Origin of the sequence: Halosaccharopolyspora lacisalsi (assembly GCF_014137975.1) — a bacterium.
Taxonomy (GTDB): Bacteria; Actinomycetota; Actinomycetes; order Mycobacteriales; family Pseudonocardiaceae; genus Halosaccharopolyspora; species Halosaccharopolyspora lacisalsi.
The window spans coordinates 1476075-1494207 of sequence record NZ_JACGWZ010000001.1 but is presented as its reverse complement, the minus strand read 5'-3'; the positions used below and the strand labels follow the sequence as shown (position 1 = coordinate 1494207).

Annotated in this window: 12 protein-coding genes and 1 pseudogene; 8 read left to right on the top strand and 5 right to left on the bottom strand. The window is 69.5% G+C overall.

The genetic code is table 11. The annotated features are described in order from the left end of the window. Window positions 1–430: 430 nt before the first annotated feature. Both FHX42_RS07250 and FHX42_RS07240 read right to left on the bottom strand, forming a co-directional pair. Window positions 431–1037, bottom strand: a pseudogene (locus FHX42_RS07250) (IS5 family transposase); the annotation flags it as partial. A 20-nt stretch (window positions 1038–1057) separates the two neighbouring features. Continuing rightward, window positions 1058–1897, bottom strand: a complete 840-nt coding sequence (locus FHX42_RS07240; protein ID WP_182543301.1) for an MBL fold metallo-hydrolase — start codon at window positions 1895–1897, stop codon at window positions 1058–1060. Window positions 1898–2414: 517 nt separating this feature from the next. Between FHX42_RS07240 and FHX42_RS07235 the strand changes: the two genes are divergently transcribed. The 4 genes from FHX42_RS07235 to FHX42_RS07220 all read left to right on the top strand — a co-directional run bounded on the left by FHX42_RS07235 (window position 2415) and on the right by FHX42_RS07220 (window position 8568). After that, window positions 2415–3890: a class I adenylate-forming enzyme family protein gene (locus FHX42_RS07235; RefSeq protein ID WP_182543300.1), complete on the top strand. Its 1476-nt coding sequence runs from the start codon at window positions 2415–2417 to the stop codon at window positions 3888–3890. A gap of 63 nt (window positions 3891–3953) precedes the next feature. Then, the gene (locus tag FHX42_RS07230) at window positions 3954–5816 is read left to right on the top strand and encodes a DUF3556 domain-containing protein (protein WP_220479597.1); all 1863 of its coding nucleotides are present in this window, start codon (window positions 3954–3956) and stop codon (window positions 5814–5816) included. Continuing rightward, complete coding sequence (locus FHX42_RS07225) at window positions 5813–7246, top strand: phytoene desaturase family protein (RefSeq protein WP_182543299.1); 1434 nt, start codon at window positions 5813–5815, stop codon at window positions 7244–7246. The genes FHX42_RS07230 and FHX42_RS07225 overlap by 4 nt, the downstream gene beginning before the upstream one ends. Continuing rightward, entirely contained in the window at window positions 7243–8568 is a 1326-nt protein-coding gene (locus FHX42_RS07220; protein ID WP_182543298.1) for a PucR family transcriptional regulator, read from the top strand. The genes FHX42_RS07225 and FHX42_RS07220 overlap by 4 nt, the downstream gene beginning before the upstream one ends. A 273-nt stretch (window positions 8569–8841) precedes the next feature. Here the strand turns inward: FHX42_RS07220 and FHX42_RS07215 are convergent, their stop codons facing one another. The 3 genes from FHX42_RS07215 to FHX42_RS07205 all read right to left on the bottom strand — a co-directional run bounded on the left by FHX42_RS07215 (window position 8842) and on the right by FHX42_RS07205 (window position 12674). Continuing rightward, window positions 8842–9324 (bottom strand): hypothetical protein, encoded by a 483-nt coding sequence (locus FHX42_RS07215; protein WP_182543297.1) that lies wholly within the window; start codon window positions 9322–9324, stop codon window positions 8842–8844. 492 nt (window positions 9325–9816) lie between these two features. Then, window positions 9817–11283: a dihydroorotase gene (locus FHX42_RS07210; protein ID WP_182543296.1), complete on the bottom strand. Its 1467-nt coding sequence runs from the start codon at window positions 11281–11283 to the stop codon at window positions 9817–9819. Continuing rightward, entirely contained in the window at window positions 11280–12674 is a 1395-nt protein-coding gene (locus tag FHX42_RS07205; protein WP_182543295.1) for an FAD-dependent oxidoreductase, read from the bottom strand. Before FHX42_RS07205 ends, FHX42_RS07210 begins: the two co-directional genes overlap by 4 nt. 194 nt (window positions 12675–12868) lie before the next feature. Between FHX42_RS07205 and FHX42_RS07200 the strand changes: the two genes are divergently transcribed. Genes FHX42_RS07200 through FHX42_RS07180 form a run of 4 tightly spaced genes read left to right on the top strand, consistent with a single transcriptional unit; the run spans window position 12869 to window position 17983 of the window. Continuing rightward, window positions 12869–13672, top strand: coding sequence for an IclR family transcriptional regulator (locus FHX42_RS07200; RefSeq protein WP_182543294.1), 804 nt, complete (start codon window positions 12869–12871; stop codon window positions 13670–13672). Continuing rightward, entirely contained in the window at window positions 13669–14865 is a 1197-nt protein-coding gene (locus tag FHX42_RS07195; protein WP_182543293.1) for a CaiB/BaiF CoA transferase family protein, read from the top strand. Before FHX42_RS07200 ends, FHX42_RS07195 begins: the two co-directional genes overlap by 4 nt. Next, window positions 14862–16568, top strand: coding sequence for an aldolase/citrate lyase family protein (locus tag FHX42_RS27290; protein ID WP_328795941.1), 1707 nt, complete (start codon window positions 14862–14864; stop codon window positions 16566–16568). Before FHX42_RS07195 ends, FHX42_RS27290 begins: the two co-directional genes overlap by 4 nt. After that, complete coding sequence (locus FHX42_RS07180) at window positions 16565–17983, top strand: MmgE/PrpD family protein (protein WP_182543292.1); 1419 nt, start codon at window positions 16565–16567, stop codon at window positions 17981–17983. The genes FHX42_RS27290 and FHX42_RS07180 overlap by 4 nt, the downstream gene beginning before the upstream one ends. The last annotated feature ends 150 nt before the right edge of the window (window positions 17984–18133 follow it).

The following is an 18133-nucleotide window of genomic DNA, read 5'->3' as shown; positions in this document are numbered from 1 at the left end:
CCATCCTTACGGGCACAAAAAATGACGGCTCGGCGCGATGCGCCGGGAAAGCCAATACAGATACGCGAAGATGCACGGTATTGCCTTAACCTCGCCTCCGCCGTCGTCTGCCGCTGATTCCACACCTTCGCACAGCTCCTCGACCGCGTCCACTATCCACCATCATCGCCATTCACCCGAACAGCGCAAAGCCGCCTTCTGTACCGCTCCAGCGCAATGCGCGGTCAAGGGTACCGAGGTTCCGGGTGTCCGCTTGAACACTGCGCAGCAGCACGCTGACCACACCGAACTGGTCGGGTGCTCCTCGCCTGCATGCTCGTGCTCTTCTCCGGTTAGCTCGTCGTGAACATAATTCGGTCAAGCAGCGGAGTTCCAGCGCCGGCGCGCGAACACCCGTTCAGAGCATGTCTCGTGTGGGAATTTTCTTGTATCAGGTGAGGGCCGCGGCCAGGGTGAGAAAGGCGCTGAAGAGGTGACCGTGGCGTTCGTAGCACTGGGTCGGGAGACGGTAGCCGGGCAGCCGGGCCAGGCTGCGTTCGATGACCCATCGGTAGCGGCCGGGTGCGTCGCTGGACTCGATGCCTTTACCGGCGATGCGCGGTGTGATCCCTCGCTGTCGTGGCCATCGGCGCAGCTCGTCGTAGTCGTAACCCTTGTCGCCGTGCAGCTCGGCGGGTTCACCCCGCTGCGGTCCCCGTCGGGAGCGCACCTTCGGGATCGCTGTGACCAGAGGCCTCAGGCCGTGGCTGTCGTGCGTGTTGGCAGCGGAGACTCCCATCGCCAGCGGCAGCCCGACCTGCTCGGAAAGCAGGTGGATCGTCGAGTCAGCCTTGCCGCGATCAGCCGGGCCGGGCCCGGTCATCGATCCCCTTTTCGGTCCGGACCGTAGCCGCATCAACCACCGCGCGAGCCCACTCGATCTCACCCCGGCCACCGAGCTCATCCAGCACGGCCTTGTGCAGCTTGCGCCACAACCCGGCCTCGGTCCACTGCTGAAACCGGCGGTGCGCCGTCGACATCCCGAACGAGGGTGGCAGACCCCAGTTCCCGCTCACCGTCACTGGGTGGGGCGGAAGTGGTGGGTCTCGCCGTGGTTGAGGTAGTGGAACTCCGCCGACGTCGACGACGCGGCCGCCGCCTGCTTGATGTCGTCCAGCCCGGACTGGAAGACCGAGTAGTCGTTGTAGTGGATGGGCACGGCGCTGCGGGGGTTGATGATCTCCACGGCCCGCACGGCCTGTTGACCGGTCATGGTGACCACGGTTCCCAGCAGCGTGGTCCCGCCGGCGTGCACCATCGCCAGGTCGATTCCGGGATAGCGTTGGGGGATGTCGTACAGCCGGTCGTGCAGCAGCGTGTCCCCGCTGATGTAGAGGCGAAAGCTGTGTTCCCGGCCGCGACCGAAGTCCAGCACGCTGCCCATCGTGGGTGGCAGCATGCCCGCCACCGGGTCCGGATCGTGCTTGGCCGGCATCGCGGTGACGCGCACCTCGTCGTCGCCCTTGGACACGGTTTGGGACTGCCAGGTGTCCAGGGCGTGTCCGCGGGTGAAGCCCTGCTCGGAGAGCAGTCCCACCGCGTGCTCGGTGCTGATGACGGGGGTGTTCTTGTCCAGCTGCTCGGCGGCCACGTCGTCGAAGTGATCGCCGTGGTGGTGCGAGAGCACGATGAAGTCCAGCGGCGGGAGGTCGGCGATCTGGCAGGCGGGTTCGACCTCGCGTCGGGCGTACATGCCGTGCCCGAGGTGCACGTGGTCCCCGGCGTGCAGGAACGTGGGATCGGTCAGGATCGTGAACCCGCCGTAGCGGATGAGCGCGGTGGCGTTGCCGATGAAGTAGATGCTGCCCTCGGCGAAGTCGCCGGGCTCGGCTGCCGGCAGCGTCAGCGGTGCGCCCACGGTACGACTCCCCCTATCGCATGGTGCTCGTCCTGCCGGTGCTTACCCGCGACGTGTCGTCCCCAAACGCTGCGCCACCGCGGTCGGCGGATTCAGCTCCTGCTCATGCCCGGATGCTCCCGTCGCGAGTCGCGGAGCTGGTCGCTGGCCGATCTTGCCGGCCGTACCGGCCGTACCTGTGGAGACTGGAGAACAGCGGGCGTCAACAGCCCTCCCCGGGGGCTGCTGATCCTGGCCAGCGCCTACGACATGCCGCTGGCCCAACTGCTGGACTTCACCGGCTCGGTGGAGACCTCGGTGATCCGGGGCCGAGTCGACGCCCGAACGTGGCGAGCGACCTCCTTTCGACACGGACTGGCCATACGCCGCATCAGCCCACCAGTCCGTTTTGTGCATGATGCACAACTCCCGACAGGAAGTTCGTCCCGTCTGGACATAGGAAGTCCTCCACCAGCCGCGTAGTGTCGGACATCACATTCGTTGTGACGCAAGACACATATAAGCTGATGGAGAGGGCATGGAGCTGCGATACCTACCGTGGAACCGAACGAGCCCTCTGCGCCAGCGCTGGGAGCACATCGGCCTCCGTGACGACCGCGTCGAACTCACCTACGAGCAGTTCAGCGCCTGGGCTGAGGCGTTCGCCGAGCAGCTCGGCGAGCACGGCTTCGGCCGCGGCGACGTGCTGGCGATCCTGTTGCCGAACCGCGTCGAGCTGCTCGTCGCGATGTTCGCGGCCTGGCGACTGGGTGGAGCGGCCACCCCGGTCAACCCTGTGTTCACTGAGGACGAAGCGGAGTACCAGATCACCGACGCCGGCGCGTCGCTCGTCGTCACCCTCGCTCCGGACGCTCCCAACGGCGACAGGTCGGCCATCCACGTCGACGACATGCGAACCGTCCGTCGGGGCGAGCCCCGGCCGCCCGCGGAGGTCGAAGACGACGACCTCGCCCTGCTGATCTACACCAGCGGATCCACCGGCCGCCCCAAAGGCGTGATGCTCGACCACCGGCACGCCGAGGTCATGTCCGCGACGATGGCGCACCACCTCAAGCTGACCGAGGACGACCACTGCCTGCTGATCCTCCCGCTCTTCCACGTCAATGCGATCATGGTGAGCGTTCTGGCCCCGATGCGCTGCGGCGGACAGGTCAGCATCGCCGGGCAGTTCTCCGCCACCGGGTTCTTCGACCAGGTCGAGTGGCTGCGGCCGACGTATTTCTCGGCCGTGCCCACCATCTATGCCGTGCTCGCCGCCCTGCCCGGGGACGTCCACGCCGACATCTCCTCGCTCCGGTTCGTCATCTGCGGAGCCGCCCCGGCTTCTCCCGAGCTGCTGACCCGCTTGCAGGAGCGGTACGGCTTCGAGATCGTCGAGGGCTACGGCCTCACCGAGGGCACCTGCGCCTCCTCCTGCAACCCGGTCGACGGTATCCGCAAGATCGGCACTGTCGGCCCGGCACTTCCCTCCCAGGAGATCCGGATCACGGGCCCCGACGGCTCGTTCCTACCGGCCGGTGAGGACGGCGAGGTCGTCATCTCCGGCCCGACGGTGATGCGCGGATACCTCAACAGGCCGGAGGCGACCGCCGAGACCATTGTCGACGGCTGGCTGCACACCGGCGATGTCGGCCGCCTCGACGCGGACGGCTACCTCACCATCGTGGACCGACTCAAGGACATGATCATCCGCGGTGGGGAGAACATCTATCCCAAAGAGATCGAGGCTGTCCTCACGACCGTGAACGACGTGCTCGAGTCCGCTGTCGTCGGCCGCTCCGACGAGATGTACGGCGAGGTCCCGATCGCCTACGTCAGCGTCTACCCCGACTCGAGGATCACCGAGGAGCAGCTCCTCGACCACTGTCGACGTCACCTCACGAGGGTGAAGGTGCCCGAGCGCATCCACGTCGTCGGCACCCTGCCGAAGAACCCCGTCGGCAAAATCGACAAGCCCACCCTTCGGCGGAACCTGAACACCCAACCAGCCTGACCACCCCTCGGATCCGGCCCCCTCGTTCTGCGCGAAACCTCCTGGCGCGGAACGTCCTGCCCGATGAAGGAGAACACCGTGGGATTCAAGACTCCAGACATGCCACCAGTGGCCCCGGCGGAGTTCGAGTCGATGCCGGTTATGGACAGGATGCGGATGTTGGCGACGCACTGGGCGGAGTACGGCTTCGGCGGCCCGAAGCAGATGCATGCCCTCTACATCGTGAAGACCGTCCTGTTCGTGGTCGGTGGCTGGCTCGTCGTCGGCTCAACCACTCCGGGTCTCGGCCTCGTCGAACTCGGCGGGTGGTGGGGCGAACTCATCGTGTACCAGAAGCTCATGGTCTGGATGGTCCTGTGGGAGATCACCGGACACGCGGCGTCCTGGGGGCCGCTGGCCTTCAAGTTCGGCCCGATGATCGGCGGCTGGCGCTACTGGACCAAGCCCGGAACTCTGCGCGCCCCGCCCTACCCGGGCAAGGTCCCCGGCACCGCCGGGGACCGGCGGACTGCCTTCGACATCGGACTCTACCTGTTGATCGTGTCCAACCTGGTGTTCCTGCTCGTGAGTCCCGGCTTCCGGAGCGAGGCCGCCTACAGCGAGATCGGCCTGCTGCCGGGTTGGGCGCTGATCAGCTACGTCACGCTCCTCCTGGTCATGGGCTTCCGCGACAAGGTCGTGTTCTTGGCATCACGCCCCGAGCAGTACGCCGTGTGCCTGCTGGCCTTCGGCGTCCTGGCCGACCACGTCGACATGGTGCTCGTCGCCAAGATCGCCATGGCCACCATCTGGCTGGGGGCCGGCGTCTCCAAGTTCGGACACCACTTCAGCCTCGTCGTCCAGGCGATGATGAGCAACACACCCTGGCTGACGTCCAAGCGGTTCAAGCGTTCGCTCTACAGGGACATGCCGAACGACCTGCGTCCGTCGAAGATGGCGTGGGGATGGGCGCACCTGGGTGGCACCGTCGTCGAGTTGTGCCTGCCGCTGGTGCTGCTGTTCTCGACGAACGGGACCATCACCTGGCTGGCGATCACCGGCATGGTGCTGTTCCACGTCTTCATCTACTCGACATATCCGCTCGCGGTGCCGCTCGAGTGGAACGTGTTCTTCGTCTTCGTCGCGCCGTTCCTGTTCGGTGGTTTCTTCGCCGGCGACGGGTACAGCGTGTTCGACTTCAGCAGCGCCTGGATCCTCGCCGCGGCGCTGGTGCTCTACCTGACCGGCCCGATCCTCGGCAATCTGAAGCCCGAGTGGGTGTCGTTCCTGGTGTCCATGCGGCAGTACGCCGGCAACTGGGCGTCGGGGACGATGGCGTTCCGAATGAACGGCGCGGAGGACAAGCTCGACACCGGCCTGGTCAAGACCTTGCAGACCCAGCGTCAGCAGCTGCTCAACCTTTACGGCCCCGACGTGGCCGAGATCTTCCTGCAGAAGTGCGTGGCCTTCCGCAGCCTGCACAGCCACGGCCGCATGCACCTGTCGCTCCTACAGCGGCACCTCGACGAGCTCGAGAACTACCGACTGCGCGAAGGCGAGGTCGTCTGTACCGTGCTCGTCGGCTGGCAGTTCGGCGACGGGCACCTGTTCGACGAGCGCACGATCGCGAGGGTCCAGAAATACTGCAACTTCGAGCCCGGTGAGTTCGTGATGGCCTGGACCGAGTCGCAACCGATCCACAAGAAGACCGTGCAGTACAAGGTCGTCGACGCCGCCCTCGGCGTCGTCGAGCGCGGGTACTACGACGTGCGGGACGCAGTGGCCGAGCAGCCGTGGATTCCGAACGGGCCTGTCGCACACCGGGTGACTTGGCGGCAGCCCGGCTACGAGCCGGCCGGGGACTTCGTCCACCCCACACCGCACCCCGCCGGCTCTGAGCGGCGTGTTCGATCCGGGGACAGTCCCGATGGCACGGTCACGTCATGACGAAGGCAGTAGTGGTCGGCAGCGGGCCCAACGGGCTCGCTGCCGCACTCACCCTCGCGGCGGAGGACGTGGACGTCGAGGTGCTCGAGGCCGCACCCACCGTCGGAGGCGGAACCCGCACCAGCGAGCTCACCATTCCCGGCCTGCTGCATGACGAGTGCTCGGGCTTCCACCCCCTCGCCGTCGACACGCCGTTCTCCCGGCGGTTCGACCTCTCCCGCCACGGTCTCCGCTGGCGGTGGCCCGAAGTGCAGTACACCCATCCGCTGGACGGTGGTCGTGGAGCGGCGGCCTGGCGGTCGATAGATGTCACCGCAACCGATCTGGGTGTCGACGGCCGCGCGTGGCAGCAGGTCTTCGGCTGGCTGGCCACTCGGTTCGACGCCATCACCGAGGACTTCCTCCGACCAATGCTGCACGTGCCCGCCCATCCCGTGAAGCTGGCCCGGTTCGGGGCGCTGTCCCTGCTGCCGGCGTCGACACTGGCCAGGCGGTGGTCGACGCCGGAAGGCCAGGCGCTCTTCGCCGGCGTCGCCGCCCACGCGTTGCGCCCGTTCGGTTCGCCGATGTCCTCGGCGATCGGTCTCGCGCTCGGTACAGCGGCTCACTCTTACGGCTGGCCCGTCGCAGAGGGCGGGTCGGCCGCGATCTCGCGGGCCCTCGTCGGTCTGCTCGAGGAGCACGGTGGCAGAGTGCGGACCGGGGCCACCGTGACGTCGCTCGACGAGCTCGGCTCGCCCGACGTGGTCATGCTCGACGTGGCCCCCGCTGCGGCAGCACGGATCGTCGGCGATCGGATGCCCCCGCGCGTCTCCCGGGCCCTGACCCGCTACCGCCACGGACCGGGCGTGTTCAAGGTCGAGTTCGCGGTGCAGGAGGGCGTGCCCTGGCAGCACGAGGAGTCCCGGCGTGCCGGCACGGTCCACGTGGGTGGATCCCTTGACGAGATCGCGACGGCTGAGAGTGAGATCCACCGCGGCCGGATGCCGGAGCGGCCGTTCCTCCTGGTGGGGCAGCAATATGTCGCCGACTCCTCGCGGACTGCCGGGGATACTGTCCCCGTCTATGCCTATGCGCACGTGCCCGGTGGCTGGGCCGGCGACGCCACCCCGGTGATCGAGCAGCAGATCGAGCGGTTCGCCCCCGGTTTCCGGGACCGGATTCTCGCCCGGCACGTCCGGTCGGCGCTGCGGTTGGAGGAGCACAACCCCAACTACGTCGGGGGCGACGTGGTCACCGGCGCCAACGACGCGCTGCAGCTGGTCTTCCGACCGCGGCTCGCGCTCGATCCCTACCACCTCGGCGTGCCCGGCACCTACCTGTGTTCGGCGGGCACCCCACCCGGCGCAGGTGCGCACGGCATGTGCGGTTACAACGCGGCGCGGTCAGCGCTGCGGGAGCTTCGCGGGAGGAGTGCCGGCCACTCGTGACGGGACCTCTGAAACGGCGCCAGATCTCCGACGACACCCCGGAGGCCGCAGAGATCCGCGCTCTCGTGGTCCGTGTCGCCGAACGCCTGCAGGACCGATACACCGAGCTCAGCGACAGCATGAACGCCGCGATCGAGGACGCCATCGCCGACCTTGACGCCCCGGAACTGACCGAGATGCTGCATGCCAGCGTCGAAGGCAACATCACCACGATCCTGCACATGCTGCGCAACGGCATCCCGATCGAGCACGTGCAACCGGCCACTGCCGCGACCGAGTACGCCGTCCGGCTTGCTCGAGCGGGCGTGCCGGCGGCATCGCTGCGACGGGCTTACCACATCGGCTCCGACGACCTGCTCGCCGAGGTGTTCCGCGAGATTCAACTGCTGGACTGCCCGTCGGAACTCAAGCTGCGCCTGCTGCACCACCTGGCCGGTTGGCTGCACCACTACGTCGATTGGATCACCCGGGTGGTGCTCGACGTTCACGAGGCGGAGCGGCAGGCGCTCGTGGAGCAGAACGCCACCGACGTTTCCCGGCTCGTGCATCGGGTGCTCGACCGCGAGCCGGTCGAACCCGATCAGTTCGCCCGCACGACCGGTTACCGTCTCGACCGTCCCCACGTCGCCACGGTGCTCTGGGACGAGGGGATGCGCCAGGCAGCCGATCAGATCGAGGCTCTCCGATCGCTGGCGACCCGGCTCACCCGGGCGCTGGGGAGCCCGAACGCGCCGCTGTTCATTCCGATCGATCGCAGCACCGCCTGGGTCTGGTGCCACGTACCGGGTGCGACGTCCTCGGTCGACACGGCGCAGGTGCATGAGGTGCTGGCGGAGGCCCCGGCCGTACGGGCCGCGATGGGCGCTCACGTGGTGGGCATCGAGGGGTTCCGTCGGACGCTGGAGCAGGCCAACGCCGTCCGCATCGTCGCCAGCACCAGCAGCGCACCGCACACACGAGTGGTGTCCTACGGCGACGACGGGATGGCGCTCGTCGCGATGCTGGCCCGAGACCTTCCAGCCAGCCGACAATGGGTCGTCGACGCCCTCGGGACGCTGGCGGTCGACGCCGAGCCTGCCGACCGGCTGCGGGAGACCCTGCGGACCTTCCTGCGCACCGGCAGTTACGTCGATACCTCCAAGACGCTGATGTTGCACCGCAACACCGTGAAGTACCGACTGGCCAAGGCGGAGCAGGAACGAGGCCGTCCGCTGACCGAGGGAAGACTCGACCTCGAACTCGCCCTACACCTGTGCCACGTGCTTGGCCCGGCGGTGCTGCAGCAGTCACGGAAGATGGGGGAGGCCGATCTCCCGAGCTGACCCGACCAGCACCCGATGCGGGCGCGTGCGCGGTCGGCCCGGAGCGGACGTGGGGAACAGGATCATGCCCAGAACCTCGGTGAACATGACTGAATCAGCCCGTTGCCCCCCGGACTGGTCACCGTCACGACGGCCGGACCCGACCACTACGCCTACCCCCTCCACCAGCAGAAACGACTGGTAACCGGAGGAGGAACACCACGGAGGTGCTCGTCTCCAGGCTGGCCGGCGATGAAGTGTCTGCGCAACCGGGATCGACTGAGCAGAGCGGCATCACGACGTCGCCTGGCCGACCAGCAGGGCCAGCTGGTCGCCAAACGCCGGATCAGCGACGGCGCCGAAGGCTTCGCGGCACTGCTGGAGATGTTGGCCGAGACCGGCGGCACCGAAGAAGACCCGGTTCCCGTGGCGATCGAGACCCCCGCGAGGTCTGCTTGTCGCCGCGTTGCGCTCCACCGGTCTACGGGTGCATGCGTTTAATCCCATTCGGTGGTTCCCGGCCCGCGTCACGAGGCGATCCAGCGTCCGCTGGGCATCGTCGCCGTGCTCACGACGTGGAATTTCCCCGTCCATCCCTGTCCGCAAGATCGCCCGCGCACTGACCGCCGAATGCCCGGTGCTGTTCAACCCCTTCGAAGTCGCGCCGACCTCCGAGCTGCGGCTGGCCGAGATCGTCGAGGCGCTCGATGTGGGAATCGTCGGAGTGAACAACGCCTCCCCGACCACCCCATCGGTGCCCTTCGGCGGCTCAAGCACAGCGGGCTCGGCTGGGGAAGGAGGCCGAGCCGGCCTCGACGCGTTCCTGACCCAACGCACAACAGCGGTCGGGAACTGACCACGACCTGGTCGTAGGGCGGGAGCGGAATACGCCAGTTTCGAGCCGGAGCCGGTGGGCACGTCCCACGACAACGATCTGACCAGCGCTTACGTAGCGCCCCGACCCCTTTCCAACGTATCCGGTTCCCGCCCCGGTCAATCCTCTCGTACCGCGTCTTAGTCGCTGGGGACGTGCTGGGCAGCATCGAACACGCCCGGGCGGACATCAGGGCTGGGTCGTTCGCGACACGCTCCGGATGCCCAGCCCCGCCGCGGGGCCTCGGCCGCCGCTACGCCAAGAACCGCGAGCAGGCCGTCGTCGACCTGTTCATAGGACTCGGTCACACCGGGAACCAGTGACACTGAGGAGACGCTCACTTCGCGCCGCCCACGACGACCTTTCCCGCCGAGCCGGGCTGACGGGAGAGGAGGTCACCGCCCCGTGGGGCGGTGCAGGTAGCTCCCCAGCGGCTCGCCGCGTACCTTGCCCTCGTCGAAGATCCGCTGTCCACGGAGGAACGTCGTCTCGACCGTCGAGCCGATCTCCATTCCGCGGAATGGCGTGTACTCTTGCCGGGATTCCGAGGCCACCGGGTCCACCACGAACGAACGATTCGGGTCGACGAGCGCGATGTCGGCGTCGAAACCGGGGGCGATGTCGCCCTTGGTGGGCAGGCCGAGTCGCCTGGCTGGATTGGTCGACACGAGCTCGGCGACGGTCGACATCGACAGCCCCCGCTTGCCGCCTTCGCCGACGAGGCCCGGCAGGAGGTACTCGGTGCCCCCGAATCCGGACTTCGCCGCGAACACATCGTCGCGGTCCTGGCCGAACTTCTTCTCCTCCCGACAGCAGGCGTGGTCGGAGACCACCCAACTGACGTCACCGGCCAGCACGTGCTCCCACAGCTTCTCGACGTCGGCCCTCGGGCGGAGGGGCGGGTTGACCTTGCCACCGATCCCGTCGGCGGTCGTCACGTCGGCGAGCAGATGCCCGATGGTGACCTCCCGTCGGAAGTCGACGTGCGGGAACGTCCTCGCCATCAGCATCGCGGCCTCCATCGCCTTGGCCGACGATAGGTGCAGCAGGTTGATGGTCGGCAGCCCCGTCTCATGGGCGAGGTAAGAGGCGATGGTCACAGCCAGCCCCTCCGAGTGCGGCGGACGCGAGGCGCTGTAGGCCTCCAGCCTGGACAACGACCCCTCCCCCTCGACCAGCCGCGTGTAGGCGGTCATGATCTCGGCGGTCTCGCAGTGCAGGGACAGCGAGATCTGGTCGGCGATCTCCGGGTTCGCCTCGCGGGCGGCCTGGATCCCACGCATGACGAACTCGAAGTGGGCGATGTCGTAGCGCTCGCCCTCGGGGATCATCAGAAAGTCGCTCTGGTCGGTGGAGCGGCCGTGCAGCCCGTGGCTGCCGTAGAACATGAAGATCTTGAACGACGTCACGCCGTGGTCGCGGACCAGGGCCGGGATCTCGTCGATGTGCGACGACTGCATGGGCGCGAGGTGGAAGGCGTAGTCCACGTACGACCGGCCCTCTGCGGCGGCCAGCACCTCCGGGAACACCTCGGAGTAAGGGCCGCCGCGGTTGAGGTAGTACTGCCCGGTCCGCATGTAGGTCAGCGAGGTCGTCACGCCGCCCTGCGCGCACGCCCGGCTCTCGGTGGCGGTGTCTTCGGACAGCGGATCGTAGATTCCCCAGTGCTGATGGGCATCGACGACACCGGGGAACGCGAGCAGGCCACGCCCCTCGTGCACCTCGGCGCCCTCGGGGACGGTCAGTCCGGGACCAACCTCGGAGACGACGCCGTCGGTGACGGCGATGTCGGCAGCGGTGGGCTCCCCGCCGCCGGGACGGACGACGCGCACGTCGCGGATGATCAGGGCGGGCTCGGTCATCGGGTACCTTCCGGAGCGAGGGATCGGGTGGCGGAGGCCGACCGGGCGAGGTGCCCGGCGGCGAGGTAGGCGAGGCCCAGTGCGGGCAGCAGACCGTTGCCGGCCAGGTAGCCGGCCGCGCCGTGGCCGGAGATGCTCGCGGCGGCGCCACCGGCGGCGTACAACCCGGTGATCGGGCCACCTGCGGGGTCGAGGACGCGGGCGTGCTCGTCGACGAGCAGCCCGCCCTGAGTGTGGAACAGCGCCGGGACGATCTCGACGGCATGGAACGGTGCGCGTAGCGGTGTCGCGGTGGTGCGGCCGAACCGGTCGGCCTGCTCCCCGGCCGCGACCCGGGTCAGCGCGTCGAGCTCGGATTTCAGCGCATTCTCCGGGAGGCCGGCCACCGCGGCCAGCTCGGCCACCGTGTCCGCGGTACGTACCGCGCCGGCGGCCAGGACGTCCTGGTAGTCGCCGAAGGCACGGCACAGCCCGTCGATGCGCTCGTCGAACACCAGCCACCCACGCCCGCCCGGGCGGGCGGCGAGCGCGGCCGCGTACTCGGAGTAGCCGGTGGTCTCGTCGCCGAAGCGACGCGCCCCGGTGTCGACCACGGCAGCGCCGTGCATCACCGCCGTCCAGGTCACCAGGGTCTGCGCGGCCGCGGAGAGGGCGGCGTGGCCCTGGTAGGCGTCCAGGAAGCCGGCGGCCGCGCCGAGCTCACCGCCGATCCGCAGCGCGTCGCCGCGAGAGTGCTCGCCGCCGTGGTAGTGCGCACCGGCGATCTCGGGCAGGTGGGTCGCGACGAGCGCGGCGTCGGCGCCGTATCCGTTGGTGGCGAGTAGCACGGCACGGGAGCTGATCTCCTCGCGCGCACCGTCCGGTTTCTCGACGACGGCGACCCTGCCCCCGCCCGGCCCCGCTTCTACCGCGGTCAGCCGGGCAGGAACCATGAGATCGATCCGCTCGGTGCTGTCGACGGCCTCCAGCAGGTGGCGCAGCAGTGACGACCCGTGCCGCCCGGGCAGGCTGTGCACCCGGGGCGCGGAGTGCCCGGGGTAGGTGAAGTCGGTGGGCAGCTCGATCGGAATCCCGACGTGGTCGGCGAGCCACTCGATGAGCTCGGCGCTGACGCAGGCCAGGGCCGAGGCGATCCGCATGTCGGCGGCCCCGCCGGTCTTGCACGTGATGTCGGCGACGAATCGCGCCGGGGAATCGACGATCCCGGCGGTCGTCTGGAAGCGCGACCCGGGCCCCGGGATCATCGCGGTGGACATCGACGTGTTGTTGCCGCGGCGGAAGTTCGGATCGGAGTCCACCACCAGCACGTCGAGACCGAGCTCGGCGGCCCGGAGTGCGGCGGTCAGCCCACCACCGGCACCCGCGACCACCAGATCGACATCGATCGTCATTTTTCCTCCTCATGGTCGGGCGGACACATTTTGTTTCGCCAAGAGGAACAAAAAACCGAGCCGTCCGATGGCGCGATAACACCAGTTTGCCTGCACTTATGCAAGACATGTGGCACAACTTCTTGACATTCCACCGTGCTTCACCACATTCTCGTTCCGTAGAGCGGTACATTACTGAGCGCGGGGAGGACGGCGTGACGGAGTCGACCGGGGGCACCGGGGCCACAGAGCGGGTGGCGGACGTGCTGCTGCTGTTCACCGACGGGCCGCCCACCCTGGGCGTGAGCCGGGTGTCCCGGGAGCTAGGCCTGTCCAAGGCCGTCGTGCATCGCATCCTGCAGTCGCTCATCAGCCGGAACCTGATCGCCTACGATCCGGACATCCGGGAGTACCGGCTGGGGCCGACGGCTGCCGCACTGGGCAGCCGGGCCCTGCGCGACTCCGACCTGCGGACCGCGGCCCTGCCGTTCCTGACCGAGCTGCGTGACCGCCTGCACGAGACGGTCACGATCAGCGCGAAGGTACACGGGGGCCGCGTCTACCTCGACGAGGTCGTCGGCACCCACGAGATCACCATGTCGGTGGAGCTCGGCCGCCGGTTCCCATTGCACGCGGGCTCCTCGGGCAAGTGCATGCTCGCCCACTCCCACCCCGATGAGCTCGTCCGACTGCTCGCCGACGAGCTCACCGCGCTCACCCCCGCCACGCCGACCGATCCTGGCGCACTGCGGGCCGAGCTCGTCCGAATCCGCGAGCGCGGCTACGCGGCCTCGGCCGGCGAGCGTCAGGGCGACGCCGGATCGGTCGCCGTGCCGGTGTTCGGCCCCGACGGACTGGTCGGCTCGGTCTCGGTGTGCGGGCCGCGATTTCGGGTCACCGACGAGTTCGTCGCCGCGACCGCCCCGAAGCTGATCGAGACCGCCGACCGGATCACCGCTCGGCTCGGCGGCACCGCTCCCGCGCGCGCCGTCCCCACTCCCACCGGAAGGACGCCATGAGCCACGACCACCCGACTGCGCTGGGGGGCCTGAAGGTCCTCGACGCCTCCACCCTGTTCGCCGGCCCGCTGGCCGCCACCCTGCTGGGCGACCACGGTGCCGACGTGATCAAGATTGAGCACCCGCGGGGCGACCCCGCCCGGAACCACGGTGCGCAGAAGGACGGCGTCGGGCTCTGGTGGAAGATGCTGGCCCGCAATAAGCGGGCGATCACGCTGGTGCTCTCCACCCAGCGCGGGCGGGAACTGTTCCTCGACCTCGCCGCCGAGGCCGACGTGGTGATCGAGAACTTCCGGCCGGGGACCCTGGAACGCTGGGGCCTGGGCTGGGAGGAACTGTCCGCCCGCAACCCGCGGCTGGTGCTGGCCCGGGTGACCGGGTTCGGCCAGACCGGACCATATGCGACCCGACCCGGGTTCGGCACGCTGGCCGAGGCGATGAGCGGGTTCGCCGCCGTGACCGGCGAGCCGGACGGCCCGCCCACCCTGCCACCGTTCGGCCTGGCCGACGGGGTCGCCGCGGTGACCACGGCGTTCGGCATCATGACCGCGCTGCGTACCCGCGAGACCACGGGTCGCGGGCAGGTGCTGGACACCGCGATCATCGAGCCGCTGCTGCACCTGCTCGGACCAGGACTGATCGCCTACGACCAGCTCGGGGCCCTGCAACCGCGCAACGGCAACCGCTCGACCAACAACGCCCCGCGCAACACCTACCGTTGCGCCGACGGCCAGTGGGTGGCCGTGTCCACCAGCGCCCAGTCCATCGCCGAGCGGGTGATGCGGCTGGTCGGAGCTCCCGAGCTGATCGACGAGCCGTGGTTCGCCAGCGGCGCGGGCCGAGCCGAGCACGTCGAGGAACTCGACGTGGCCGTCGGATCCTGGATCGCCGCCCGGAATCAGGACGAGGTCGTCGAGGCGTTCGAGAAGGCCGAGGCCGCGGTCGCACCGATCTACACCGCCGCCGACGTGCTCGCAGACCCGCACTTCAACGCGCTGGGCAGCATCGTGACGATCGACGACGACGAGCTCGGCCCCGTCCGCTTCCAGAACACCCCGTTCCGGCTGTCGGAGACTCCCGGATCGGTCCGTACCACGGGCCCGCGACTGGGTGCACACACCGCCGAGGTCCTGGGCGGGCTGGGGATCGGTGCCGACGAGCTGGAGCGGTTGCGGACGCAGGGGGTCGTGTGACCGCCGTCGGTCGGGCCCGGAGCTGGCTCTACGTCCCCGGGCACCGCGCCGACCTCGTCCGCAAGGCGCTCGACGGCCCGGCGGACGCGGTCGTCGTGGACCTGGAGGACGCGGTGCCGCCCGCGCTCAAGGAACAGGCCCGGGACACGGCTGTGGCGACGTGCGCGTCCCGGCGGAACCGGGTCTGGGTGCGCATCAACGGTGCCGGCACCGACTGGGCCGACGGCGACGCCGCGGCACTGGCCGGCCGCGCCGCCGCCGGCCTGCGGGTCCCCAAGGCCGAGGACCCTGCGGCCGTCGCTGCGCTGGCGGAGCGGACTGATCTCCCGCTGCACCTGCTGATCGAGAGCGCCCATGGGCTGCACCGGGTGTTCGAGCTCGCCGAGTGCCACCCGCTGGTGGCCGGTGTCTCGCCCGGCGAGGCCGACCTCGCCGCCGACCTGCGGATTCGCGACCGCCGCGAGCTGGCCTGGGCCCGCGCCCGGATCGTCGCCGCGAACCGCGCGGCCGGGCTGCCCAGTCCGGTCGCCAGCGTCTGGACCGACCTGTCCGACACTGCGGGGCTCGCCGAGGACAGCGCCGCGCTGCGCGACGCCGGGTTCTTCGGCCGCTCGGTGATCCACCCGAGGCAGATCGCCTCGGTGCACCGCGCCTTCACCCCGGACCGCGACGAGGTCGAGCGGGCACGTGCCCTGCTCGACTCGCTCGACGTCGCGGGTGACGCCGCCGCGTGGGTCGACGACCGCGGCCGCTTCGTCGATCCGGCCGTCGTCGCCGGTGCCCGCTGGGTGACCGACCTCGCCGACACGCTGGACGTCTCCCCGAACAACCATGACGAACCGGCCCGTGCTGAGGGTCGGGAAGGAGACCTCGTGACCACCCCCACCACCGCTGACCCCGATCTGCTTGACGCCGTCCGTGCCGGGACACGGGTGATCGAGCTCGGCCATCCGCTCTACACCGGGATGGCCGGTTCGCCGAACCACCCTGGATTCCGGATGACCCTCGAGCGCCGGCACGGCGATGCGGTCCGCCCGGACGGTGGCTCGGCGTCGAACGAGGTGATCGTCACCGGCGGGCACACCGGCACCCACGTCGACGCGCTCGCCCACGTCAGCCACGACGGCCTGCTACATGGCGGCACCGACGCCGCCGAGGCCCAGCGCGGCGGGAAGCACACAGTGCACGGCGCGGAGACCATCCCGCCGATGGTCACCCGTGGCGTCTTCCTCGACATCGCCGCGGTGCACGGGGTGGACGTGCTGGATCCCGGGTACGGCGTGACCGCGGACGACTTGGCGCGGGCCGCCGAGCGGGCCGGCGCCGAGCCGGGTCCCGGTGACGTGGCGGTGGTGCGCACCGGCTGGGGCCGGCTGTTCGGCGACCCGGCGGCCTACGTCGGCAAGGAGACCGGCGTGCCCGGCATGACGGTGGAGGGCGCACGCTGGCTGGCCGAGCGGCGGATCGTCGCGACCGGCGCGGACACCACCGCCTACGAGCAGATCCCGGCTGGCGCCGGGCACCGGGTGCTCCCGGTGCACCGGGAGCTGCTGGTCGAGCACGGCATCCACATCGTCGAGCACATGGCGTGCGAGGACGCCGCGGAGGCCGGTCTCGGCCAGTTCCTGGCAGTGTTCGCACCGCTGCGGATCGTCGGAGGCACCGGCGCCCCGGTCCGCCCCCTGGCGGTGGTGCCGTCATGAGCACCCCCGCGCAGCGAATCGGCGAGGTCGGCGCCCGAATGGCCGCCGACGGCGTCGACGACCGGTTGGCCGACGACCTGGTTCGGCGAATCGTCGACGTCGTCGGCAACTCGCTGGCCGCCACGCGCGAGGAACCGGCCCGGGTCGCCGGCGCGGTGGCCACCGAGTGGGGCGGCACGCCCGTGGCGACCGGGATCGGGCTGGCGCAGCGGGTACCAGCGCCCTCGGCGGCGCTGGTCAACGGCACGCTGGCGCACAGCCTGGACTTCGACGACACGCACCTGCCGTCGGTGCTGCACCCGTCGGCGGCGGTCGTCCCGGCGGCGCTGGCCACGGCGGAGCGCACCGGGGCGGGCGGTCGGGCACTGCTGGCCGCGGCCGCGATGGGCATCGAGGTGACCTGCCGCCTGGGCATGGCCGGTTACGACGAGGAGCTGGGCAACTCGGTGTTCTTCGAGCACGGCCAACACGCGACGGCGATCTGCGGCTCGGTGGGCGCGGCCGTGGCCTCGGGCATGTTGCAGGGGCTCGACGCGGACCGGCTGACCTCGGTCGTGGGCATCGCGGCGAGCATGGGCGCCGGGGTGATCGAGGCCAACCGCACCGGCGGCACGATCAAGCGGGTGCACTGCGGCTGGGCCGCGCACGCCGGCGTGGTCGCCGCCGACCTGGCGCGGCACGGCCTGACCGGACCGCCGACGGTGATCGAGGGCCGCTTCGGGTTCCTGCGCGCGTTCTGCGGCGAGCGGGTGCACCCGGAACGGGTCACCGACGGCCTCGGCGAGCAGTGGGAGACGCCGGGGGTGTTCTTCAAGCCCTACCCGTGCAACCACTTCACGCACGCGGGAGTGGACGCGGCGCTCCGGCTGCGCGAGCGGGGGGTGACCGCCGACGGAGTCCGCGAGCTGGTGCTCGGGGTGCCCGCGCCGGTCCTGCGGACGATCGCCGAGCCGGAGGAGGAGAAACGTCGGCCCCGCTCCGGGTACCATGCGGCGTTCTCCGGTCCCTACACCGTGGCCGCCGCACTGCTCGGCGGCGGCGGGCTGGGGGTGTTCCACGAGGACTTCACCGACGCCGCCGCGGCCGATCCCCGACGGCTGGAGCTCGCCGGACGGGTGCGGGTCGTCGCCGACGACGAGGCGACGGCCGGGTTCCCGCGCCAGTTCCCAGCCGTGCTCACCGCCGAACTCGCCGACGGCGCCTCGGTTACCGAACGCGTCCGAGAGAACCTAGGCGGGCCGCAGCGGCCGCTGTCGGCCGACGAGCTCGCCGCCAAGTTCACCGGTAACGCCGAGCAGACCGTGGGAACGGATCGGGCTGCCGGGATCGTCGAGTCGTTGTGGGACCTGCGCGACGATCGTCCGGTCGCCGAAGTGATGACCGGATTGCAGAACGCCGGACAATGTTCCGGTTAGCGAAACATCCGACCGGAAATCTCTGCTCCGGATTAACAAATCCCCTCCCTGATCATTGACCTGAAATGCGCACTTCTCCGAGAATAAGCCGACAATGACGTCTCTTTTGTTTCGCAGAGCGGAACAATAATCCGCGTGAAGCGGATCCGA